The organism is Acetivibrio sp. MSJd-27 (assembly GCF_018918095.1).
GTDB lineage: Bacteria > Bacillota > Clostridia > UMGS1840 > HGM11507 > HGM11507.
In genome coordinates, this window is sequence record NZ_JAHLPV010000006.1 from 69,623 (window position 1) to 94,000 (window position 24,378).

The window sequence follows — 24,378 nt, forward strand, 5'->3', positions numbered from 1 at the left end:
TTGAAATGTATGAAAAAGGAACTGGTCAAAACAAAAATATTGCAAAAAAGAGAAGTTGCTCCCAATATTTTTGAATTTATTATCGATGCGGACAATGCGCTTCGGGAGAGCAAGGCCGGTCAGTTTATTCATATCAAATGCGGCGACGGAGTTTATCTCCGCCGCCCTATCAGCATCTGTGAGCTTTTTGAGAATAAACTACGGTTTCTTTTTGAAGTAAAAGGAGAAGGTACCCGGGAACTGGCAGAGAATGAGCAAGGGGATTTTCTGGATATTTTGGGTCCCTTGGGAATCGGGTTTACCACCAATAAAACCTATCAAACTCCAGTGGTTATCGGTGGAGGAATCGGTATTTATCCTCTTTTGCAGGTTGCAAAGGAAGTGAATCCGATCACAATTCTTGGATTCCGGAATAAGTCGCTGATTACACTGGAAGATGATTTTAAAAAAGTAAGCAAGGATGTTATCATCACAACAGATGATGGCAGCTATGGCAGAAAAGGGCTGGTCACAGACAGTCTGTGTGAAATATTATCGAAAAAAACAGTGGATGCCATTTTTGTTTGCGGTCCGATGCCAATGATCAAAGCGGTGCGCAAAATTGCTTTGGAACACAACATATTCTGTGAGGTTTCCCTGGAAGAAAGGATGGCATGCGGTATCGGCGCCTGTCTTTGCTGTGCGACAAAGGTGAAAAGTCCGGTGGTTGGGGAAGACTATACCTACTTTCATGTCTGCAAGGCAGGGCCTGTATTTGATGCAAAGGAGGTAATGCTGGATGAGTAGAAACATGGAGATTGATTTTTGCGGTGTGAAGTTTAAAAATCCGGTGGTAACCTCATCGGGTACCTTTGGATTCGGAAAGGAATATAATGATTACTATGATATTTCAGCTCTGGGCGGAATCGGCGTCAAAGGCCTTACTTTAAAACCCAGAACAGGAAATCCTCCGCCTCGTGTTGCCGAGACTCCTTCCGGCATGCTCAACAGCGTTGGCCTGCAAAATCCCGGTGTGGAATCTTTTTTAAAATATGTTCTTCCTCAGCTGAAAAAAATTGACACCAATATCATTGTCAATATTTCTGGAAATACAATGGAGGAATATTGCGAGATGGCTGATATCATTTCAGACAGCGGATGCCATATCATTGAGATGAATGTCTCCTGTCCGAACGTGAAGCAGGGAGGTGTTGCTTTCGGCACAAATCCGGATACCATCTATGAGATTACAAATAAGGTGAAAAAGCATTGCAAAATTCCATTGGTCGTAAAGCTATCTCCGAATGTGACCGACATTGCAGAGATGGCAAAAGCAGCGGAAGCTGGCGGTGCGGATGGTTTATCCCTTATCAACACGCTTTTGGGAATGTCCATTGACATCCACAAAAGAAGGCCGATTCTTAGAAACAATGTGGGCGGTTTGTCCGGCCCCTGTGTGAAGCCGATCGCTGTCCGCATGGTATGGCAGGTGAAAAACGCCGTTGAAATCCCTCTGATCGGCATGGGCGGTATCTCCACCGGTGAGGATGCGGTGGAATTTATGCTGGCCGGTGCCAGTCTTGTCTCTGTGGGGACAGCAAACTTTGTAAATCCATACGCAGCGCGCGATACAGTGGAAGGAATTGAAAAATATCTTGACAAATATGATATAGAGGATATAAATTATATAATAGGGAAGGTTGAGGCTTGGAACTGAATGTTCCCAAATTCGGAATTTCTGTTGTAGGGAAGTTCCAAACGAAAGGAAGTTTTTTATGTTCAAGATTACTTTGAAAGACGGCTCAGTAAAAGAATACAATCAGCCGCTTACCGTTCTTGAACTTGCCAAGGATATCAGTGAAGGTCTGGCGAGAGTTGCGTTGGGCGCATTGGTGAATGGGCAGGTTGCAGAGCTGAGCGCTGAATTATCGGAGGACTGCGAGGTTTCCATTCTTACATTTCAGGATAAAGAAGGAAAACATATTTATTGGCATACAACCTCTCATATTTTGGCTCAGGCAGTCAAAAGGCTTTATCCTGAGGCAAAGCTGGCAATTGGTCCGGCAATTGATACAGGATTTTATTATGACTTCGACAGAGACGGCGGATTTGACAACGACGATTTGAGTAAAATTGAAGCCGAAATGAAAAAAATCATCAAAGAGAATATCCCGGTGGAACGTTTTGAACTGCCTCGAGAAGAAGCACTCAAAAGAGTGAAGGAAGCCGGAGAGCTTTATAAAGAAGAACTGATCAATGATCTGCCGAAAGATGCGGTGATTTCTTTTTATCGGCAGGGGGATTTCACAGATTTATGCGCTGGGCCTCATTTGCTGCGGACAGGAAGCGTGAAAGCATTTAAGCTGACAAGCGTCAATGGTGCTTATTGGCGGGGCAGTGAAAAAAATAAAATGCTCAGCCGTATTTACGGTACTGCTTTTCCAAAAAACAGTGAACTAACTGCTTACCTGGAGCAGGTTGAGGAAGCCAAAAAGAGAGATCACAATAAACTTGGAAGAGAGCTCGAGCTTTTTACTACTTCGGATTTAATTGGACAAGGGTTGCCGATTATGCTTCCGAAAGGAGCTAAGATCCTGCAGGTATTGCAGCGTTTTGTGGAGGATACGGAAGCCGCACACGGATGGCAGCTGACCAAAACTCCTTACATGGCGAAGAGTGATTTATATAAACTGTCCGGACACTGGGATCATTATCAGGATGGCATGTTTATTATGGGAGATCCGGAGGATAAAGAAGTATTTGCCCTGCGCCCTATGACCTGTCCTTTCCAGTATCAGGCTTATCTAAACCGCGGACGTTCCTACCGCGATCTGCCTCTGCGTTACAACGAGACTTCCACTCTGTTTCGCAACGAGGCTTCCGGAGAGATGCACGGCCTTATCCGTGTACGGCAGTTTACCATCTCCGAAGGGCACTTGATGTGTACGCCGGAACAGCTGGAAGATGAATTTAAAGGTTGTCTGGAACTTGCTATTTATATGCTGAAGACACTTGGTCTCTATGAGGATGTTTCCTACCGTTTTTCCAAATGGGATCCAGATGACAGAGAGAAATATATCGGCACACCCGAGCAATGGGATGAGGCGCAGGGCGTGATGAAAAAGATCTTGGAGCACTTGGAAATTCCCTATGTCGAAGGCATAGGAGAAGCAGCTTTCTATGGTCCAAAGCTGGATATTCAGATCAAAAATGTTCATGGCAAAGAGGACACCTTAATCACCATTCAAATTGACCAGATGCTGGCTGAAAAATTTGGTATGGAATATGTAGATAAGGACGGTATCAAAAAGAATCCTTATATCATACATCGGACTTCTATCGGTTGCTATGAAAGAACATTGGCTTTACTGATTGAAAAATATGCAGGTGCATTTCCGACATGGCTTGCACCGGTTCAGGTTAAAGTGCTTCCAATTGCGGAAGCACACCATGGCTATGCAAAACAAATCGGAGATATACTGAGAAGCTATGGCGTACGTGTTGAAACGGATCTGCGCAATGAAAAAGTTGGCTACAAAATTCGTGAAGCGCAGTTGGAAAAGATTCCTTATATGCTGGTTGTGGGCGATAAGGAAATGGAGATGGATACAGTTGCTGTTCGCTCCAGAAAAGAAGGAGATAAGGGAACCGTCAGTCTGGAAGCCTTCAAAGCAGAGTTATTGCAGGAAATTGCAGAAAAGCGAATTTAAAAAGGTTTTTATTCTGAAAAAAGCCCGCTTTGCACTATAAGACATTAAAAAGGTCAAGAGCTTCGGAGAATCATTGAATCACAATACTTAGGCGATATTCTCCGTTGCTGTGTATAACAAAAGGGGATGTGCTTGGAAATTTTTCCTTGCACATCCTTTTAAACATTAAATTATAAGAAAATGAAGTGTACTCCTGCCCCGTAGACGTTAAGTTCCGCTTTCTCGCCTTTAAAAGCTTTTTATAGGAGATGATTTAAAATTGAAAAAGAAAATGAAAGTAAGGCGTATTGTTGCAATGATTATTGTGATTTTGATGCTGTTTAGTACAATTGCTTTCTCGATTCCGCTTTTTTTACAGGGATAACAGAAAAAAGTATTTACAAGTGCAGTCAAGTGTTGTAAAATATATTTAAATGGGAATGCTATACATAACAGGGCTTTCAACAGCCCTGTTATGTGTTTATAATAAGATGAAAACGTTTTTACACAAATTGCCTTAAACGCGTTTCAACCTCGAAAGCAGAGGATATTTTTAACAATGTCCGTTATCTTTTTGGGGGCAGGGGAGTTCCGCATAACTTTTCAGCGGAAGCTTTAACCCCGCTGAAATCATGGAATGACAAAGCAAATCCTTATTGGAACATATAATGAAATATGAGGTGACACAGTGATAACAAGCAAACAGCGCGTTTATCTGCGCGGATTAGCAAACGGAATTGATGCGCTTTATCAGATTGGAAAGGAAGGCATAACCGAAAATATGCTCACGCAGTTTGATAACGCTTTAGAGGCTAGAGAATTAATCAAGATAACGATTTTGAAAAATGCCTTTTTAGATCCTAGGACAACACTCAGTGATTTGGCGAAGTCTCTTGAAGCAGAACCGGTTTCGGCGGTTGGGCTAAAAATTGTCCTCTACCGCGAATCCAAAAAGAACAAGCAGATCATATTGCCGAAGAAGTAGGTGAAAGCTTTGAAAAAGGTCGGGATTTTAGGCGGTACCTTTAATCCGGTACACAACGGGCATCTGTTTGTAGCCGAAAAAGTGACAGAATATTATCATTTGGACAAATTAATTTTGATTCCCAATGGCAATCCTCCGCACAAGCAAACCGTTTCTGTTTCCGCGGAAGACAGACTGGCTATGCTTGAACTTGCAGCGGCAAACAGAGAAGACTTTTTTGTTGACACATATGAGGTAAACGGTCAGGAGTATAGTTATACTTATAATACCCTCGGATATTTGAAAAAAAAATATCCGGATGACAAATTATATTTTATCGCCGGAGCGGACAATATAGATGAAATTGCAGGCTGGCGGAGGCCGAAAGATATTTTTCTTCTTGCTGATGTTATTTTTTTTGCGCGTCCGCATTATCCGATCAACTGGACGGAGATAGAAAAGCTAAAAAAAGATTTTCATGCTTCTATCGAAGTATTTTCGGTGGATGAAGTTGATATATCTGCAACAGATATCCGCAAACGTATAGAGATTGGAAAGCCGATCACAGGATTGGTTCCTCCACAGGTGGAACAATATATAAAGGAGCATCGCCTGTACCAGCCGGAATATATGCTGTATATGAAGCAGTTAAAGGAATTCCTTTGCCCCGAGCGGTTCCGCCATACGATTGGCGTCGCAAAAATGGCAGAAAAATTGGCTGTACATTATCAAATTGATAAAGAAAAGGCCTATTTGGCTGGGCTATTGCATGACTGTGCAAAAAATTTGCCGGAGGATGAACTTCGGAATCTTACAAAGAGAAGCAGCTTTCCTATTTATGACGGGGAACTCGATAATCCCCAGCTGCTGCACAGCATTGCCGGCAGTGTCATTGCCAAAGAGGTTTTTGAAATAGAGGATAAAGAAATTTTATCCGCCATCCGCTATCATACCATTGGCAGAGTTGATATGACGCTTCTGGAAAAAATCATCTATCTGGCTGATCTGATCGAGGAGAACAGGACTTTTGCATTGGTTGAGAGGATGAGGACTCTCGCTTTTATCAATTTGGATCAAGCTCTTCTCTTATCGATCGAAAATAATATCAATTATTTAAAGAAAAACGGTTTGAACGTTTTAAAGGAATCTTATCATATCAAAGAAAGTTTATTAAACAAAGGGGTGCATCTATGAATTCGTTGGAAAAAGTAAAAGAGATTGTAAAAATTCTTGATTCAAAGAAGGGATATGATATTGACGTTATCGAAATCGGCGATGTAACGGCAATTACTGATTATTTTGTAATTTGCACAGGCAACTCGGAACCGCAGCTGAAAGCGCTTGCAGACGAAGTCGAATATCAGATGAAAGAAAGAGGGGTCCCTGTTGGCCATATTGAAGGATATGCAACGGCTTCCTGGATTTTGCTGGATTATTCGGATGTTATCGTTCATATCTTTCACAAAGAGTCTAGAATGTATTACAGTCTGGAACGACTTTGGACAGATGCCAAAAAAGTAGACGTATCCGAATGGATCAGTGAGTAGATGTCAAGAAAAGCACGAAAGAGGAGTATAAAAACAAATGAACTACAATTTTTCAGAAATAGAGAAGAAATGGCAGAATATCTGGGACGAAAAAGAAACGTTTAAAGCGACCGACGATTATACAAAACCAAAATTTTATGCTTTGGTTGAATTTCCTTATCCATCCGGACAAGGACTTCATGTAGGGCATCCCAGATCCTATACCGCACTCGATATTGTGGCAAGAAAGAGAAGACTGGAAGGCTATAACGTATTGTATCCAATGGGCTGGGATGCTTTTGGACTTCCGACAGAAAACTATGCCATAAAAAATAAGATTCATCCAAAAAAAGTGACAGAGGATAATATTGCTAACTTTAAAAGACAGTTAAAGTCTCTCGGTTTTTCTTTTGACTGGTCGAGAGAAATCAATACAACCGATCCGGAATACTACAAATGGACTCAGTGGATTTTTTTGAAATTATTTGAAAAAGGCTTGGCCTATAAAAAAGAAATGGCGGTCAATTGGTGTACCTCCTGTAAGGTAGTGCTTGCCAATGAGGAAGTTGTGAATGGGGTCTGTGAACGCTGCGGCAGTGAGGTTGTACGCAAAGTAAAAAGCCAATGGATGCTGAAAATCACCGAGTATGCAGAGCGGTTGATTCAGGATTTGGACGATGTTGACTATATTGAACGAGTTAAGGTACAGCAGAAAAACTGGATCGGAAAATCCATCGGAGCGGAAGTGGATTTTGAAACAACTGCCAAAGACAAACTGCGCGTCTTTACCACACGGCCGGATACACTATTTGGGGCTACATATATGGTTATCTCGCCGGAGCACCCGTATATTGAAAAGTGGAAAGAGCAGATAACAAACTATACTGCATTGATCGAGTACCGGAATCAGGCAATGAAAAAATCTGATTTTGAACGCACGGAGCTGGCAAAAGATAAAACCGGTGTTTGTATCGAAGGCGTTTCCGCAATCAATCCTTTAACCGGAACCCATATTCCGATCTATGTATCAGATTATGTTTTGATGTCCTACGGTACCGGTGCAATTATGGCAGTTCCGGCTCACGATACCCGCGACTGGGAATTTGCGAAGAAATTTAATCTGCCGATTATAGAAGTTGTCGCAGGCGGTAACGTGCAGGAAGAAGCTTTTACAGATGTGGCGACAGGGAAACTTGTAAATTCCGGATTTTTAGATGGTTTGGAAGTCAAGGATGCAAAGGAAGCGATTATAAAATGGCTGGAAGAACACAAAATCGGAGAAAAGAAAATAAACTATAAACTGCGTGATTGGGTATTCTCACGGCAGCGTTACTGGGGAGAGCCGATTCCGATTATCCACTGTGAGCATTGCGGTGCAGTACCGCTGAAAGAGGAAGAACTTCCTTTGACATTGCCGGATGTAGATTCCTATGAACCGACCGAAACCGGAGAATCTCCGCTTGCCAAAATGGATGATTGGGTCAATGTTCCTTGTCCGAAATGCGGAAAGCCCGCAAAAAGGGAAACCGACACAATGCCGCAATGGGCTGGATCTTCCTGGTATTTCCTGCGTTATACGGATCCACACAATGATGAGGAATTTGCCTCAAAAGAAGCATTGGAATATTGGACTCCCGTAGATTGGTATAATGGCGGTATGGAGCATACGACATTGCATTTGCTCTATTCCCGTTTCTGGCATAAATTCTTGTATGATATCGGCGTTGTCCCCACAAAAGAACCTTACGCAAAGCGTACATCCCATGGGATGATACTTGGTGAGAACGGCGAGAAAATGTCTAAATCCAGGGGAAATGTGGTCAATCCGGATGATATTGTAAGAGATTACGGTGCGGATACGATGCGTCTTTATGAGATGTTTATCGGGGACTTTGAAAAATCCGCTCCTTGGAGTGCCGCGGGAATCAAGGGATGCAGCCGTTTTCTGGAACGAATTTGGGCGCTTTTGGAATGTGTGAAGGATGGGGAAGAATATCAGCCCAATTTGGAAAAATCATTCCACAAGACCATCAAGAAGGTAACGGAAGATATTGAAAACCTGAAATTTAATACAGCAATTGCTGCAATCATGTCCCTGTTGAATGAAATAAATAAAGCCGGAAAAATTACAAAAGGAGAGTTGCGGAATTTGCTGATTTTAGTTAATCCATTTGCACCGCATATCACGGAAGAAATGTGGCAGATATCCGGTTTTTCCGGCATGTTGAATGAAGCAAAGTGGCCGGTGTTTGACGAAGCAAAAACCATTGACAGTGAAATCGAAGTAGCCGTTCAGATTAACGGTAAAGTACGCGATAAAATAGTTGTGTCAAAGGATATTTCCAAGGAAGAGATTGAGGCTGTCGCCTTGGCGAGAGAAGCCGTGAAGTCCTATACCGATGGAAAAACGATTGTCAAAGTGATTTATGTCCCCGGCAAACTGTTTAATATTGTTGTAAAGTAGTTGGGAGAAATCATGAGAATTGTTGGAATTGATTATGGCGATGTGCGAACAGGAGTAGCTGTTTCCGATGAAATGAAATTTCTTGCGCAGGGGATTGGCACGGTTCAGAATACAGGAATTGACGATGCTGTCAAAAAAGTATTGGAAGCTGTTAAAGAATATGATATTGAAAAATTTATTGTCGGCTATCCCAAAAATATGAATGGTACCATAGGGGAACGCTGTGAAAAGGCAAAAAAATTCAGTGAAAAACTGAAAAACAAAACCAATCTTCCGGTTATCCTATGGGATGAACGGCTGACGACAGTCAGCGCGCACCGTGTGCTTTCGGAAAACAATGTCAGAGGCAAAAAGAGAAAAAATATTGTTGATACCGTTTCTGCGGTATTTATATTACAGGGCTATCTGGATAGTCTTTAAAGGAGGATTTTTCTATGGATGAAAATATTATTGTCCTTTATGATGAGGATAACAATCCAATTGAATTTGAGATCATTGATGTGTTTGAGCTGAATGACAATGTCTATGCCGCAGTCACGGAATCACTGGATGTTGATGAAGATGAGACAGTGGAAGTTTCCATGCTGAAGGTAATCGAAAAGGATGGGGAAGAAGTCTTTTCTTTTATCGAGGATGAACAGGAAGAGATGAAAGCTTACAATGAGCTTCTGCGCAGAGATGAAGAAGAAGCAATCGAATCCTGACCGCATGCGGAGGTAGAAAATATTTCGTAAGAAGGTTATAAAAAAGGGCTGTATTAAAAAATACGGCCCTTCCTTTCGATGGAGATTATTTATGAAAATTATTGTAGTTTTGTTAGGGCTGATAGGATGCATAGCTCTTCTTATCTGGTTTTTATATGATCAGAACAATAGGCTTTGCGTCAGTGAGCATTCCATACATTCTGAAAAATTAAATGCATCTTTTTCTGCTGTTCATCTCTCTGATCTGCATAATAAATCTTTTGGCAGACAGAATAAAAAATTGCTGGAAAAAGTCAGAGAATTAAAGCCAGACGTTATTTTTTATACAGGAGATGTCATTTATAAGCGCTCTAAGTATTATCAGACCGGTATTCGGTTTTTATACGACGCAAATCAGATCGCACCTGTTTATATGATTTTGGGAAATCACGAGTGTGAATATCCGTATAGGGAAGAGGTTATTCGCAAAATTCGCGAAACCGGCGTCCATCTGCTGATAAATCAGACCTTAAGCATCTCTGTCAAAGGAAATACAATTCCGCTTTTAGGGATGGCGGAACGTCTGATTACAAAACAAGAAGTAAAACAAATTGCAGAGAGTTTTGAGAGAGAAAGGGCATATAAGATCCTTTTATCGCATTTTCCTCACTATTTTTCTCACTTTCGGCAGATTCAGTATAAAGACTATAAAATAGATCTCATTTTATGCGGACACACGCATGGTGCACAGATCATCCTTCCCTTGATTGGAGGAATCTGTGCACCTCAGCAGGGTTTCTTTCCAAAATATTATCGCGATATGTATGAGGAAAATGATACAAAAATGATTGTATCCCGTGGACTGGGAAAAAGCATTTTCCCATTTCGGATCTTCAATCGTCCGGAAATTATTCAAATTCACTTTGAAGCAAAAAAATGAGGCTTTTGTTATTTTCTTATAATTTTTAAATTTTCTATATTATAAGAAATTCTTATATCTTAATTTTGATATAAGGATTTCTGCATCAGCAAGTTTTATTTGAAAATAAATTACAAAGGAGCTTACTGCTATTTTACACTATATTTTTTATCTATGACACGCAGCAGTTTATAAACAAATTGCCCAATGACACCGCATGATCCTGCGAAAACAAGCACTTTCCACAATATAAAGCCTTGAAGTAATGTAATTCCTAAGAATAAGCCAGTGGCAATGCTCATCAGTGCAACCAAGAGCTTGAGTACTGTTTTCATCAAAATTCCTCCTTCAGTTTATATCAACTTGATTAAAAAAGTAAGGACTTCAATTTTTCTAGAAAAATTGAAGTCCTTATTTGGCGGAGAGAGAGGGATTCGAACCCTCGAACGAGTTTCCCCGTTACACGAGTTCCAGTCGTGCGCCTTCGACCAGCTCAGCCATCTCTCCACAACGATTATATTATAACAGACTTTATAATACTTGTCAACAATTAAATTTAAAAATATAATAAAACAAATAAATATGTTAAAAATCCGAAACGATCTCCAATAGGAAATAATTTCGGATTTAACATCTGGTGCACCTTTAGGGACTCGAACCCTAGGCCCACTGATTAAGAGTCAGTTGCTCTACCAACTGAGCTAAAGGTGCATTTGTTTTCCAACAAAAAGAATTATAGCACAAATTATTTTGTTTGTAAAGATGTTTTGTTAAATAAATTTTTTCTAATGTTTTTTCCCAAGCTTTCCCTTTACTTTTTCTTTAGATTATTATATAATAATTTTAATTATTTTTACAAAAGCATATTTAAAGTGTGGTTTTTCACCTATAAACGGAAAGGGGCTGTTAAGCTTGACAAGATCTTATGAAATTTCTTTTGAAATATTTCCTCCTAAAAAAACGTCTTCCATAGAAACGGTTTATGATGCCATTAAAAATCTTGCTCAGATGAACCCGGACTTTATTAGCGTTACTTACGGAGCAGGGGGGAGCAGGCAGAGTAATAAAACTTGCGAGCTGGCTTCTCTGGTGAAAAACAAACATCATATCAAGGCGATTGCGCATTTGACTTGTATTAATTCCACTAAAGATCAGGTTTCGGAAATCTTGACAGATTTAAAAGCCCACGGAATTGAAAATATTCTTGCTCTTCGCGGAGATCGGAATCCAGATATGGAAGAAACAAAGGATTTTAAATATGCATATGAACTGGTTCAATATATAAAAGAAAACGGCAATTTTCATCTCTATGGAGCATGCTATCCAGAGGCTCATCCCGAATGTGAAAGTTATGAAAAAGATTTGCTTCATCTGAAGCATAAAGTAGAGCTCGGAGTCGAGCATCTGATTACTCAATTGTTTTTTGACAATGAAATTTTTTATCGTTTTTTGAACGATATCAGAAAATTGGGGATCCATCAACCTGTTCATGCGGGAATTATGCCTGTGACCAATTTAAAGCAGATTCTGAGAATGACTGGTATGTGCGGCGCATCAATTCCCGGAAAACTTTCTAAAGTACTCAGTCAGTATTTTAATGATGATGAGGGGCTTTATAAAGCAGGTTTGGATTACGCAGTAGAACAAATCAACGATCTGATTGCACATGGCATAGACGGAATCCATTTATATACAATGAATAATCCGAAAGTTGCAAGTTATATTATAGAAAATATAGACAAATGATAGAAAAGAAAATAGATTATCGCAGAGTCTTAGACTTTTTGGAACATAAAAATTCAAAGATTCCAGACAATTTGGAATTATTGATAAAGGAAGTTATCAAGGAGATAATTGAAATTGGCCAAGTAAAGTTTTGTCATCTGACAGTAGATAGAAATTTGGTGCCAGATGAACAAATTAAAAAAAACATTTTATTTGTCCTCACATTAGGTGCGGCAGTTGATAACAGAATACTGTATTATGAGAAAACTTATGTGACCAAGGCAATTATTGCGGATGCTGCCGCAAATGTAATGATGGAAAATGCTATTGAGCAATTAGAAAAGTATCTTCAAAATCTATATGAAACAGATACTTTCTATCTTACGGAGATTATGTGTCCCGGCAATCAGGACATTCCACTGGAATGGAATAAGCGGATAGTAGATATACTGGATGCTCAAAAAAGAATTGGAGTCCACATAACCGAGCACTATGGCCTTTTGCCCCAAAAGTCAGTGGTCGGATTTTTCGGTGTAACAGAGCATCAAATCTGCAAAAAAGGTGTAAAGTGCGAAAATTGTACTGCAAACTGTAAATTCAGAAAGAAGAGTGTAAAGTGAAAGTCAGAGAATATATCAAAGATAATGTGTTGCTTTTTGACGGTGCAATGGGAACAATGCTCCAGAAGAAAGGCTTAAAGCTGGGTGGAATTCCTGAACTTTTAAATTTGACCGACAGGGAACTTATCAAAGAAATTCATAGAGAATATCTGCATAGTGGCAGTCAGGTGATAACCACAAATACTTTTGGCGCAAACGAACATAAACTGGCCGGCAGCGGCGCCTCTGTGGAAGAGGTCATCTCTGCCGCTGTTCAGATTGCAAAAGAAGCAAAAGCAGGCTATGATGATGCTTTCATTGCGCTTGATATTGGACCGATCGGTGAATTGCTGGAGCCATTGGGGACTTTAGAATTTGACGATGCCTACGCTATCTTTAAACGTCAGATTGATGCTGGAGTAAAAGCGGGGGGAGTTGATATTATTCTGATTGAGACAATGACGGATTTATATGAGGTGAAAGCAGCGGTTTTAGCGGCAAAAGAATCCTGTGAGCTTCCGGTATTTGTCACAATGAGTTTTGAAGAAAACGGGAGAACCTTCACAGGATGCTGCGTAGAGAGTATGGTTGCGACGCTTTCCGGATTGGGTGTTGATGCATTAGGTGTGAATTGTTCTTTAGGGCCAATGCAGCTAAAACCGGTTGTTTCCAAAATTCTTAAATATTCTTCTGTCCCAGTCATGGTACAGCCCAATGCAGGCCTTCCTGTTATAATAGACGGTAAGACGAATTTTGATATTGACAAACACCAATTTTCTGAAATTGTATTGGAATTTGTAAAAGCAGGCGTCTCTATTGTAGGAGGCTGTTGCGGTACATCCCAGGAATATATCGATGAAATCAAAAATGGATTGCGTACGGTGGAGAAGGGCAGAAACAACCCGGTTAAAACGTCCGCTGTATGCACTCCTTCACAGTTGATTGAACTTGATTCCGTGAAAGTGATTGGGGAGCGAATCAATCCTACCGGTAAAAAGATATTCAAACAAGCTTTGGTTGAGCATAATATGGAATATATTCTGAAGCAAGCTGTGGAGCAAACGGATGCAGGCGCTGATATTCTTGATGTAAATGTTGGACTGCCAGAGATTAATGAAAAAGAAATGATGGTTAAAGTAGTCAAGGAAATTCAGAGTATACTTCCTGTTCCTTTGCAAATTGATTCCTCCAACCCTCAGGCAATTGAGGCAGGTTTAAGGTATTATAACGGGAAAGCAATTGTTAATTCTGTAAACGGTGAAGAAAAAGTATTAAAAAATATTCTTCCAATCGTCAAAAAATACGGTGCCGCCGTGGTAGGTTTAACTCTTTCTGAGGAGGGGATTCCACCGAAAGCAGAGCAACGTTTTGCAATTGCAAAAAAAATCTACGAAACGGCACTCTCATATGGAATTGCGAAAGAAAATATCTTCATTGATTGTTTGACATTAACCGTTTCTGCTCAACAGGAAGAAGTTGCTGAGACACTGAAGGCTGTCCGAATGGTGAAAGAACAGTTAGGTCTAAAGACAGTTCTGGGAGTTTCAAACATCTCTTTTGGCCTTCCGAACCGAGCACTTATCAATGAAACCTTTCTTTCCCTTGCTTTGGCGAATGGTTTGGATTTACCGATTATCAATCCAAATGCGCAGGGAATGATGGGAGTAATTTCTTCCTATAAAGTGCTGTATAATCTTGATAAAAATGCAAATCAATATATTGAAAAGTATGCAGATATGCAAGTGAGAACAGAAAAACCATCCTCTTCCGTCAAAGATTTAAAAACAGTTGTTATTAAAGGGCTAAAGGATGAAGCGCGTCAAGAAACCATAAAAATGTTAGAAAACATGGATGAAATGATTATTGTAAACGAATATCTAATTCCTGCCTTGGATATTGTGGGATTGAAATATGAAAAAGGAGAAATTTTCCTGCCACAGTTGATTCAAAGCGCTGAAACTGTAAAAGTGGCATTTGAAGTAATCAAAGAAAAAATCCAGCAAAAAGGAACCATCGGCATTTCAAAAGGCAAGGTTATTTTAGCCACGGTAAAAGGAGATATTCATGATATCGGCAAAAATATTGTGAAAGTTATCATGGAAAATTACGGATTTGAAATCATTGATTTAGGGCGAGATGTTCCGGCTAAAAAAATTGTAGAGACAGCTCAAAAAGAAAAGGTAAAGCTTATCGGTTTGAGTGCACTTATGACAACCACTTTAGTCAGTATGGAAGAGACGATTCAGGCATTAAAAAAATCTGGATTGGACTGCAGAACATTTGTCGGAGGTGCAGTACTAACTGAAGATTATGCAATGAAAATTGGTGCTGATTATTATGCAAAGGATGCAAAGCGAAGCGTTGATATTGCAAATGAATTCTTCAATCAATAAACACTTAAGAAAAAAGAACTTTTATAAAAGTTCTTTTTTCTTAAGTATATTTTATACAAAATTTTTATTTTGTATAAAATAAAAATTGTTTTCTTATTTTGGTGAACCTATTCATAAGCTAAAGCTTTTTGGTACACCATCAAATTGCTGGTGGTTTTCGCTGACACAAAAATAGCTTGTACATTTTTATGTACAAGCTATTAAAAAATTTTACTCTAAGATTCGGATTGTTTTCATAACGACTGGCTTCAATGGCTTATCATTGCTGTCCGTCTGGACATTTGCAATCTTATCTACAATATCCATTCCGCTGGTAACCTTGCCGAATGCAGCATAATTTCCGTTCAAGCTTTCATTATTTGCATGCATGATAAAAAATTGTGAGCCGCCGCCATTCATATCATTCGTTCTTGCCATGGAAATGACGCCACGTTCATGTTTTATATTATTTTTTACTCCATTATTGGAAAATTCGCCTTTGATAGTATATCCAGGACCACCTGTGCCGCTTCCCTGCGGATCACCGCCCTGAATCATAAACCCTTCTATGACTCGGTGAAAGGTAAGCCCATCGTAAAAACCTTTTTTTGCCAGATAAACGAAGTTAGAAACAGTGATTGGAGCTGTTTCAGGATCTAATTCCAATGCGATGATTCCTCCGTCTTCCATCTCGATTTCCGCTTTGATTGGCTCTTTTGTATCGAGTATTTCAAATGGGTACTGTGAACTTTGCTTGCTCTCCTGCTGTCCAGTCGTTTCATTTTGGGCAGAAGAACATCCAAAGAGTGAAATCATTATTCCAACCGCCAGAAATATACTGGATATTTTTTTTATTTTTCTCATATATTAAACCGTTCCTTTCTATTAAATTCCTGTACTGCCAAAGCCACCAGTTCTCTCTCCATCGGCAGCATCGTTATCCGCTAGTAAGTACTTCTGGAAAATTCCCTGTCCTATTTTTTCCCCTTTCTTGATTGTAATATCAAAAGGATAAAAATTATAAAAAGCAAACATGATATGACCGTCATTATCCGAGTTACCATAATAGTCGCTGTCTATGATTCCAACAGAATTAGCCATCACCAATCCCTTTTTCCCAGGATTGGAGGAACGATTATAAATATGAAGCACCTCATCCTGCGGCATATAAGCCTTCACTCCGGTTTTTATAAAGGTGGGTTTGATAATCTCTTCCTCTTTGGCTGTTATTTTTTTTAAAATCAATTTAAAGTAGGAAGGAATAACCGTATCTTCTGCCGCCTCAAAATCATAACCAGCACTGCATTTTGTACTTCTAGCAGGCAAATTAATCTCAGAAAATCCTTTACAGATTTCAAAACCTCTTATTTTCATATTTGAATGACTCCTTACATACATTTTGACCAACCGCAAACACATTGAACACAGCCGGCTTCGTGCCTCAGTCTTTCGCCACATTCCGGACAAACGGTTAAATGCTCTACATTGGTGCTTAAATCAAAACTCACCTGATTTTTATCTTCTTCAGCAATCTCCTGTTTCTTTCCAGAACCATTTACAAACAATTCTGTATCGTATTCTTCTTTAATAGCTTTTGCAATAATATCAGGACACGAGGAACCGTCCAAAGATTCTCCTTTTGATTTCACCCTTACACAGGCCGGACAAGAAATATTTCGGAGCTGATCCACGATTTCGGACACAAGAACGCCGCTGCGCAGGCAAAGTGAAATCATCCGGTTCAATCCGTCAATATTGGATTTGCAAATACCGTTCTTGGATGTATTCACAAAGGATTCCACAATGTTTCCATTTTTATCTCGGTTGATTGTCACATATAAATTCCCACAGGCTGTTGTATATTTTGTAGTTGTTCCAAAGGTTTTACCCAACTTGGCACGGCTGATCGGTTTTACCGCATCAAATTTGAAATCTTCCTCCTCATCTTTTGGACTGTTTAGGAGTACTCCGCTTCTGCGGCAATTGTCACGATAAATTGTAATTCCCTTCAGGCCTTTTTCCCAAGCTGTCATATAGAGTTCTGAAACATCTGCTATCGTAAATTCTTCAGGAACATTTACCGTTGAACTGATAGAAGCGTCAATATGTTTCTGCCAGACGGACTGCATATCAATTCTTTCCTTGTAATAGAGTGTCATCGCAGTGACAACATATTTCGGAAGATCTTCTTCCTTTTCAATGCCAGCTTTGTCCATTAATTCTTTGACAATTGGCGTATACACTTTATAGAAGCGATCCTCTCCGTGCAGAGATTCCGTTTTTCTTGTGTAAGATATGTTGTAGATCGGTTCAATTCCGCCGCTGATACCCAGCATAGTCGATATGGATCCGGTGGGGGCAATGGTCAATAGCTGGGAATTTCGCATTCCATGTTCTTTCACGCTTTCTTTCGTACGCTTGCTGGTATTGGCAATAAAATAGGGAGATTGCATGACTGCACTCTCATCATACATAGGATACGCACCAAACTCTTTTGCAAGCAGTGAGGAGGTATAAATAGCAGTATCCGCCATGATAAATCCGATTTTATCACATAGTTTTAAGGCTTCTTCGCTTCCATAACGTACACCTAGCTTAATTAAAGCATCACCCAATCCCATGATGCCCAAACCGATTTGCCGCCAATTGTTAACGCTTTCACGCTGTTCTAACAATGGATGAAGAGGCAGCCCTTCTTCCAAAACCTCATTCAAATAGCGAACAGAATATTCAACCACTTTTTTGAATTCATCAAAATCAAATTCAGCACTGACATCGTGAGGATTGAGGATAAATTCAGAGAGGTTAATGCTTCCAAGCAGACAGCTTCCCCCTGCCGGCAGAGGTTCCTCGGCACAGGGATTCACTCCGGCAAAGGAAAAACGTTTGTCCTCACTGAGCAGATTCCATTTTTTTATCCTATCCCAGAAAAGAGCTCCCGGTTCCGCCATATCCCAGTTATTGAAAGCCAGCTTTGCAAAGATTTCTCTCGCTTTTACTTTCTTTTCAATCACTTCGCCGGTTTCTTTTCTGGTGTAAGACAGCGTCCAGTCATCATCTGTTTTTACCGCCGTCATAAAGTCATCAGAGATTTTGATAGAAATGTTTGCTTTCGTAACCTTTGTCAAATCATTCTTTATATCAATAAAACTCAGCAAGTCCGGATGATCACAGTCCAATGAAATCATCAGTGCTCCCCTTCTCCCCGACTGGCCAATCAGTTCAGTGACCAGAGAGTAAAGGTTCATAAATGAAACACTGCCCGTGGTCTGTTTTGCGGCATTATGAATGACAGCGCCTGCCGGTGCCAAACCGGAGATATCAATGCCGCAGCCACCGCCGTAAGAATAGGTTCTGGCAAGCTTTGTTGCGCATTCAAAAATACTTTCAATATTATCCTCGGGAGGACTTATAACATAACAATTGGAATATGTAATTTTTCTGCCGTCCTTATGCAACCCTCTGCTTGCAATAATTCTTCCTCCCGGAAGGAATTTTTTTTGCAGCATACATTCTTTGATCTCTTTATTTCCTCCGCTGACCCTTTCAAAAAACTCCTCAAAGTTTTCATCTCCGGTTTTGTATTTCTTTAACCAGATGTCTTTCTGAAGTTCTGTCATGAACCAGTTTTCTTCCGTAGGAAATGCCATGAATAACCCCTCCAAATAACCTATTAATATATTTTTTTAGATAAACCATAGAAAGTGTGATTATCTCAAGACATACAATATATGCCCAATGCTTATTTATCTTACCATATATATTGTGTATTGTAAAGCTATAAAAAACAATTCGTTATTTTCCAATAAAGATTAAAGATTGAAATTTTATTCTAATTCGAGTATAATAAATTTGTCTATTAATCGTTTAAGGAGTATTGAATAAAAATGAAATTAGGAATTGTCGGATTACCCAATGTAGGCAAGAGCACCCTTTTTAATGCTATCACAAAAGCTGGAGCAGAATCTGCAAATTATCCCTTCTGCACCATCGAACCCAATGTGGGAATTGTAAGTGTGCCGGATGCTAGACTTCCGGTTTTGGCTAAAATGAATCATTCCGCTAAAATTGTCCCCGCTGTTATTGAATTTGTAGATATAGCCGGACTTGTGAAGGGGGCATCCAAAGGAGAAGGGCTTGGAAATAAATTTTTATCCCATATTCGGGAAGTGGATGCAATCGTTCATGTTGTAAGATGCTTTGATGACAAAAATATTGTTCATGTAGAAGGCAGTGTAGATCCAAAACGTGATATAGAGACAATCAATTTGGAATTGATTCTGGCTGACATGGATGTCTTGGAAAGAAAACTATCTCGTTCTATAAAAGCGTTGAAAGGAGACAAATCACTTCAAAAAGAAATTGATGTTTTAGAAAAAATCAAAACATCCTTGGAAAATGAAATCTGTGTTCGTTCTATGGAGCTTTCCGACGAAGAAAAAGATGTTATCCGGGATATTTCCTTACTGACTGCAAAGCCTGTCATTTATGCGACCAATGTATCGGAAGAAGACTTTGTTGATGGAATTGAAAAAAATCAATATGTAAAAATGGTAGAAGAGATTGCAAAAAAAGAGAACTCTTTGGTACTGCCAATCTCAGCCAAAATAGAATCCGAAATAGCTGAATTGGATGAAGAGGAAAAAGCTGCATTTCTGGATGAATTGGGGATTCATGAATCCGGTCTGGACAGGCTTGTAAAAGCCAGCTATTCCCTTTTAGGTCTAATTAGTTATATCACATCAGGTGAAATGGAGACAAAAGCATGGACAATTCGGAAGGGTACCAAAGCACCGGGCGCTGCAGGGAAAATTCATTCTGATTTTGAACGGGGCTTTATCCGTGCTGAAGTAGTTGCATATGATGATTTGATAGCCTGCGGATCCCACTTGGCAGCAAAGGAAAAAGGATTAGTACGTTCTGAAGGAAAAGAATATATTGTAAAAGATGGAGATGTCATTCTGTTTCGCTTTAATGTATAAAAGATGAAATGAAAAAATCCTTTCAATATTTATGAAAGGATTTTTTCATTTATAACAGTAAATCTGTTTTATAAATTAAATTTACATAAAGTTATATAATTCGATAAATTTTCTTTATTTTCAATATATTATTCAATGTAAAGTGAAAATACTTTTTAGTTGTTTTGTTTTTTGATCTCTTCCAACACCGCATCATAATCCGGATGTTCGGTCACTTCAGAAACATATTCCAGATAAATTATTTTGTCTTGTGGATCCACGACGAAAACAGCTCTTGTCAAAAGCCCCAGTTCCTGCAGATAGGTTCCAGTTGCTAAGGCAAAACTATGCTCCTTGTAATCGGACAGTACCGTTACATTTTCTACTCTTTTTGCACCGCACCATCTTTCCTGAGCAAAAGGCAGATCCATAGATATCGTATAGCAAGATACATAAGGATAATGAATCAGTTCTTTATTAAACCGTGCTACTTCCAAATCACATACCGGCGTATCAATCGATGGAACGGTTAAAAAAATTCGCATTCCATCCGTATCTTTGAAAGTTACATCTTCCAGTTGTGTGTTTTTTACCTTAAAGTCAGGAAAAATATCTCCTTTTTTCAACGGTATACCATTTAGTCTTATTGGATTTCCTTTGAATTTTACTTCCAAATTGATTCCTCCCTAAAACATAATAAATTTAGAATATCCAATAAACAAAATTTTATACAGATTGCCGCCATGATTACATCATGGCGGCAATCTTTCTTATATAGTGTTTTGCATCTGATAAAACTGAAAGTATTCTCCGTGCTTTTTCATAAGTTCTTCATGTGTTCCCTGCTCCATAATTCCTTTGTTTCCAAGGACAATAATGCGATCAGCTCCTACGATTGTGGAAAGTCGATGGGCTATAATAATCGAAGTTCTTCCCGAAATTAAGTGCTGGATTCCCTCTATCAACCTTTTCTCCGTATTGGTATCAATACTGGCAGTTGCCTCATCCAGAATCAAAACCCTTGGATTTTTCAGCATTGTTCTTGCCAACGAGATAAGCTGTCGTTGACCCACAGACAGGGTAGAACCTCGTTCGCTGACAAAAGTGTTATAACCGTCTTTCATTTCACGAATAAATTCATCGGCACAAACAGCCTTGGCAGCTTCCATTACTTCCTGATCGGTTGCATCCAATCTGCCGTAACGAATATTTTCCAGAATTGTTCCAGAAAAGACAAAACTGTCCTGCATCATATAGCCCACCTGTGTGCGCAGAGAAGCAACCGTCACATCTTTGATATTATGAGAATCAACAAAAATTTCTCCTTTCTGAATCTCATAATAGCGGCAAAGCGTATTGACAAGTGTTGTCTTCCCCGCTCCCGTATGCCCAACTACGGCAATCGTTTCCCCTTTACGGATAGACAAATTAAAGTCTTCCAGAATATTGTTTTCTCCATCATAGGAGAATGTGACGTCTTTAAACAAAACATTTCCCTGAATTTCGGGCAGTGGCTGTGCATCCGCCTTTTCCACAATCTCAACCTTTTCCTCCATCATTTCAAAGATCCGTTCCAGGTAAGCGGCATTTGTCATGATCCCGTTATAAATATTACTCATATTATTAATTGGGGCCCAGAACCGGCCGATATAACTGACAAAGGCAATCAAGGTTCCAACGCTGATTGTGGCGGGATCTAAAACAAGAATGCCGACCACATAGACAGCAAAAATAGTAACTTCAGAAATAACATTTACCAGAGGACCGATCAGAAATTCGATCTTCTTTGCACGGATCCATGCTCTGAAACAGTCAGAACTCAACGATGTAAAGATTTTCTGGTTTTTTCTTTCACGCACGAAAGATTGTGTGATTTTTACTCCATTGATGCTTTCATGCAGGTACGCATTCTGATTTGAATTTTTATTGCTGTAATCCTGCCAGGCTCTTCTGTGACGGGTTTTCAGCCTTGCAATGGCATACACCAGAAGAGGTATTCCTAACAAAGCAACCAAAGTCAAACGCCAGTCAGTGATAAACATATATATCAAAATGACAATCAGGCTGATGGTTTCCATCACAGCATTCACGATTCCGTTAGAAAACATATCGGCAAGGGAGTTCACATAGTTTACTACCCTGACAAGAATTTTTCCATGAGGTCTGGAATCAAAATAGCGAAATGGAAGCTTCTGCATATGGGCAAAAAGATCCGTGCGGATGTCATAAATGATATTCCTTCCGACATAGTTCATATATTTTAGCTTAAAATTCATGGAATAGATTCCAATCACCACAGTAATCAAAAAGATAATCCCTAAAATCATGAGACCTTTTATGTTTTTTTCCGGTATCATCGTATCAACGGCAATTTTAATGATATATGGCCCCGCCATGATTGCAATGGTAGATACAAGCATAACAATCAAAGTTAGAATAAATTCTTTTTTATACTTCTTCACGTATTTAGACGCTTTCAGCAAAAAGTTTTTATTGATCTTGATATCCAGCGTCTCATCCTCTTTGAAGGTGTTCACTTTAGGCATTTTTCACACCTTCTTCCCTATTGAAATTTCCAAATTGATGCTTGAAAATTATATGGTAATATCCTTCCAGCTGAACCAATTCCTCATGCGTTCCCCGTTCAATGATCTTTCCATTATCCAGAACCAGTATCAAATCACAGTCTTTGACACTGGATATTCTCTGGGATATGATAAAAACGGTCCGGTTGCCCATTTTTCGTTTCAGCTGGTTCTGTATGTAACGTTCAGTCTGTGCATCTAGGCTGGATGTGGTGTCATCCAGAACCAGAATAGAGGGATTTTTTAAAAGTGCTCTCGCCAGAGCAATACGCTGTTTTTGACCGCCTGACAAACCTACGCCCCGTTCGCCGACGATGGTCTGATAGCCCTCCTCCATTTCGCTGATAAAGGAATCCGCATCCGCAGCCTCTGCAGCATCCCTGATTTCCTGTTCGGAAGCGCTGGCTCTTCCGTAGGCTATATTCTGGGCGATCGATTCAGAGAACAAAAAGACATCCTGATGGGCAATGGCAATGCTATCCCGCAAAAGATTTAAATCTATCTTTTTGATATCAATACCATCCATATAAATGCGTCCGGCATCTGGGTCGTAAAACCTTGAGATTAGGCTGATAATGGTTGATTTTCCAGAACCGGTAGAACCAATAATTCCAATTTTCTGCCCTTGATAAATGTGAAAACTGACATTGTTGAGTGCATGTTCCTGGCCATAATTAAAGGTAACATTCATAAATTCTATTTCACCTTTTAATGCTTTCTTCTCCACTGGATTCTGTTCGTTCGTTATTTTAATCGGCGTCTCGAGAAATTCCTTTACTTTATCCAACGAGGCCATTGCGTTGGACAGATCATTTACAATCCATCCGATGTTGTTAAGCGGATTAGCAATTTGATATATCAATGCGTTGAACATCAGAAGCTCTCCAACAGAAAAGACGCCGTTCATGACGAGAACACCGCCCACTGTCATGGAATATAATAAAAATAGGTTTTGTACATTCGTGATATAAGGCGCGAATTTACGCCAAACCCGGTTGTGGTTATGCTGTGCTCTTCTGAAGTCATCATTTGCCTCTCGCATTTTCTGATTTTCAAAGTCTTCCCGGACAAACGCTTTGACAACTCTATTTGCACTGATATTCTCCTGAACCACACTGTTGAGTTTGGAACGCATCTGCCGGATTGTTTTGAAAAGCGGAAACATCTTTTTTGTAAAACTGACTGCATAAAGCGAGATAATAGGCGTCATAATTACCAGAAACATGGTAAAACCGATATTGACCGTGCAAAGCATAATGATCACTGCACCAAAAAAGATGGTAAGTCCCTCGATAATATTATAAAATATAAATCCAAAGAAGTGGCGTATTAAATCAATATCTGACGTCATTAATGTCATAATATCCCCTGTACGGTGAGTATTAAAATATTCCTGATCCAGATGCATAATTTTTTTATAGCCTTCGTTTTTCAAATCAAAGTTGATTTTCTGTGAAATTTTTTCATAACTAAGGGAATAATAATATTTGATAAAGCTTCTTGCTATGGTGGTAATTAAGAATAAAAACAAAACAGGAAACAGGATATCCAGTTTTCTGTTCATAATAATATCATCCGACATAACCTTTGTCAGATATGGATTCACCAATGTTAACAGGCCGACAGCCAAAACCAGAATGAGATTAAAAAAATATTTCAGCCGGAAGCCCTCCAGCAGTTTCATAAGATAACGCAGTCTGTTCATTCTTTCCCCTCCTTTATTTCAAATAACCGCTGTGATTTCTCAAAATCTACATTGGTTTCCCCTCCCCGTCAAAAGTATGTATAGTATACTCAAGCCATGCGGATAAATCAATTGTTGAAAAACGGGAATCTGACTCAGATAAGTACATATTCCAGGAAATATAGAAAATCACAGCCCTCAAATTTAAACATATTTCTTTTTTCTCAC

General features: G+C 39.5%; 21 protein-coding genes and 2 tRNA genes. 14 read left to right on the forward strand and 9 right to left on the reverse strand.

What is annotated here, in order from left to right; genetic code table 11:
• Window positions 1–9 precede the first annotated feature (9 nt).
• The 10 genes from KQI32_RS03760 (at window position 10) to KQI32_RS03805 (ending at window position 10,245) form a co-directional block, all read left to right on the forward strand.
• Window positions 10–786: a dihydroorotate dehydrogenase electron transfer subunit gene (locus KQI32_RS03760; protein WP_216424029.1), complete on the forward strand. Its 777-nt coding sequence runs from the start codon at window positions 10–12 to the stop codon at window positions 784–786.
• Window positions 779–1,696, forward strand: a complete 918-nt coding sequence (locus KQI32_RS03765; RefSeq protein WP_216424030.1) for a dihydroorotate dehydrogenase — start codon at window positions 779–781, stop codon at window positions 1,694–1,696. The genes KQI32_RS03760 and KQI32_RS03765 overlap by 8 nt, the downstream gene beginning before the upstream one ends.
• Before the next feature lie 58 nt (window positions 1,697–1,754).
• Window positions 1,755–3,689: a threonine--tRNA ligase gene (gene thrS, locus KQI32_RS03770; protein ID WP_216424031.1), complete on the forward strand. Its 1,935-nt coding sequence runs from the start codon at window positions 1,755–1,757 to the stop codon at window positions 3,687–3,689.
• Between the two features lie 667 nt (window positions 3,690–4,356).
• A complete protein-coding gene (gene yhbY / locus KQI32_RS03775; protein ID WP_216424032.1) occupies window positions 4,357–4,653 on the forward strand; it encodes a ribosome assembly RNA-binding protein YhbY in 297 nt (98 codons plus the stop codon).
• Between the two features lie 9 nt (window positions 4,654–4,662).
• Window positions 4,663–5,826, forward strand: coding sequence for a nicotinate-nucleotide adenylyltransferase (locus KQI32_RS03780; RefSeq protein ID WP_216424033.1), 1,164 nt, complete (start codon window positions 4,663–4,665; stop codon window positions 5,824–5,826).
• Entirely contained in the window at window positions 5,823–6,179 is a 357-nt protein-coding gene (rsfS, locus tag KQI32_RS03785; RefSeq protein WP_216424034.1) for a ribosome silencing factor, read from the forward strand. Before KQI32_RS03780 ends, rsfS begins: the two co-directional genes overlap by 4 nt.
• A 37-nt stretch (window positions 6,180–6,216) precedes the next feature.
• On the forward strand, window positions 6,217–8,622 hold the full coding sequence (gene leuS / locus KQI32_RS03790) for a leucine--tRNA ligase (RefSeq protein WP_216424035.1): 2,406 nt from the start codon (window positions 6,217–6,219) through the stop codon (window positions 8,620–8,622).
• Between the two features lie 12 nt (window positions 8,623–8,634).
• Window positions 8,635–9,042 (forward strand): Holliday junction resolvase RuvX, encoded by a 408-nt coding sequence (gene ruvX / locus KQI32_RS03795; RefSeq protein WP_216424036.1) that lies wholly within the window; start codon window positions 8,635–8,637, stop codon window positions 9,040–9,042.
• Window positions 9,043–9,056: 14 nt separating this feature from the next.
• The gene (locus tag KQI32_RS03800; protein ID WP_216424037.1) at window positions 9,057–9,326 is read left to right on the forward strand and encodes a DUF1292 domain-containing protein; all 270 of its coding nucleotides are present in this window, start codon (window positions 9,057–9,059) and stop codon (window positions 9,324–9,326) included.
• Between the two features lie 91 nt (window positions 9,327–9,417).
• Window positions 9,418–10,245 (forward strand): metallophosphoesterase, encoded by an 828-nt coding sequence (locus KQI32_RS03805; protein WP_216424038.1) that lies wholly within the window; start codon window positions 9,418–9,420, stop codon window positions 10,243–10,245.
• Window positions 10,246–10,373: 128 nt separating this feature from the next.
• Here the strand turns inward: KQI32_RS03805 and KQI32_RS03810 are convergent, their stop codons facing one another.
• The 3 genes from KQI32_RS03810 to KQI32_RS03820 form a co-directional block, all read right to left on the reverse strand.
• Window positions 10,374–10,559 carry a hypothetical protein gene (locus KQI32_RS03810; protein WP_216424039.1) on the reverse strand — a complete coding sequence of 62 codons (186 nt, stop codon included), beginning with the start codon at window positions 10,557–10,559 and terminating at the stop codon, window positions 10,374–10,376.
• 81 nt (window positions 10,560–10,640) lie between these two features.
• A tRNA-Ser gene (locus KQI32_RS03815) sits at window positions 10,641–10,731 on the reverse strand.
• Window positions 10,732–10,859: 128 nt separating this feature from the next.
• Window positions 10,860–10,935 (reverse strand) — tRNA-Lys (locus KQI32_RS03820).
• A 201-nt stretch (window positions 10,936–11,136) separates the two neighbouring features.
• Here KQI32_RS03820 and metF point away from each other — a divergent pair.
• The 3 genes from metF to KQI32_RS03835 are packed head-to-tail and all read left to right on the forward strand — an operon-like array spanning window position 11,137 to window position 14,941.
• The gene (metF, locus tag KQI32_RS03825) at window positions 11,137–11,970 is read left to right on the forward strand and encodes a methylenetetrahydrofolate reductase [NAD(P)H] (protein ID WP_253291031.1); all 834 of its coding nucleotides are present in this window, start codon (window positions 11,137–11,139) and stop codon (window positions 11,968–11,970) included.
• On the forward strand, window positions 11,967–12,569 hold the full coding sequence (locus tag KQI32_RS03830) for a vitamin B12 dependent-methionine synthase activation domain-containing protein (protein ID WP_216424040.1): 603 nt from the start codon (window positions 11,967–11,969) through the stop codon (window positions 12,567–12,569). Before metF ends, KQI32_RS03830 begins: the two co-directional genes overlap by 4 nt.
• Entirely contained in the window at window positions 12,566–14,941 is a 2,376-nt protein-coding gene (locus KQI32_RS03835) for a homocysteine S-methyltransferase family protein (protein ID WP_216424041.1), read from the forward strand. Before KQI32_RS03830 ends, KQI32_RS03835 begins: the two co-directional genes overlap by 4 nt.
• Window positions 14,942–15,151: 210 nt before the next feature.
• Here KQI32_RS03835 and KQI32_RS03840 read toward each other — a convergent pair whose 3' ends face one another.
• From KQI32_RS03840 to KQI32_RS03850, 3 genes are read right to left on the reverse strand one after another with little or no spacing between them, the layout of a single operon-like run.
• Window positions 15,152–15,784, reverse strand: a complete 633-nt coding sequence (locus KQI32_RS03840; RefSeq protein WP_216424042.1) for a peptidylprolyl isomerase — start codon at window positions 15,782–15,784, stop codon at window positions 15,152–15,154.
• 21 nt (window positions 15,785–15,805) lie between these two features.
• Window positions 15,806–16,294, reverse strand: coding sequence for a dUTP diphosphatase (locus KQI32_RS03845; protein ID WP_216424043.1), 489 nt, complete (start codon window positions 16,292–16,294; stop codon window positions 15,806–15,808).
• 14 nt (window positions 16,295–16,308) lie between these two features.
• Entirely contained in the window at window positions 16,309–18,570 is a 2,262-nt protein-coding gene (locus tag KQI32_RS03850) for an adenosylcobalamin-dependent ribonucleoside-diphosphate reductase (protein ID WP_216424044.1), read from the reverse strand.
• Window positions 18,571–18,807: 237 nt separating this feature from the next.
• On the opposite strand from KQI32_RS03850, the gene ychF reads away from it, so the two are divergent.
• Window positions 18,808–19,902 (forward strand): redox-regulated ATPase YchF, encoded by a 1,095-nt coding sequence (gene ychF / locus KQI32_RS03855; RefSeq protein WP_216424045.1) that lies wholly within the window; start codon window positions 18,808–18,810, stop codon window positions 19,900–19,902.
• Between the two features lie 155 nt (window positions 19,903–20,057).
• Here the strand turns inward: ychF and tpx are convergent, their stop codons facing one another.
• The 3 genes from tpx to KQI32_RS03870 form a co-directional block, all read right to left on the reverse strand.
• Complete coding sequence (gene tpx, locus KQI32_RS03860; RefSeq protein WP_216424046.1) at window positions 20,058–20,555, reverse strand: thiol peroxidase; 498 nt, start codon at window positions 20,553–20,555, stop codon at window positions 20,058–20,060.
• A 96-nt stretch (window positions 20,556–20,651) separates the two neighbouring features.
• Complete coding sequence (locus tag KQI32_RS03865) at window positions 20,652–22,427, reverse strand: ABC transporter ATP-binding protein (protein ID WP_177689834.1); 1,776 nt, start codon at window positions 22,425–22,427, stop codon at window positions 20,652–20,654.
• Window positions 22,420–24,171, reverse strand: coding sequence for an ABC transporter ATP-binding protein (locus tag KQI32_RS03870; RefSeq protein ID WP_216424047.1), 1,752 nt, complete (start codon window positions 24,169–24,171; stop codon window positions 22,420–22,422). Before KQI32_RS03870 ends, KQI32_RS03865 begins: the two co-directional genes overlap by 8 nt.
• Between the last annotated feature and the right edge of the window lie 207 nt (window positions 24,172–24,378).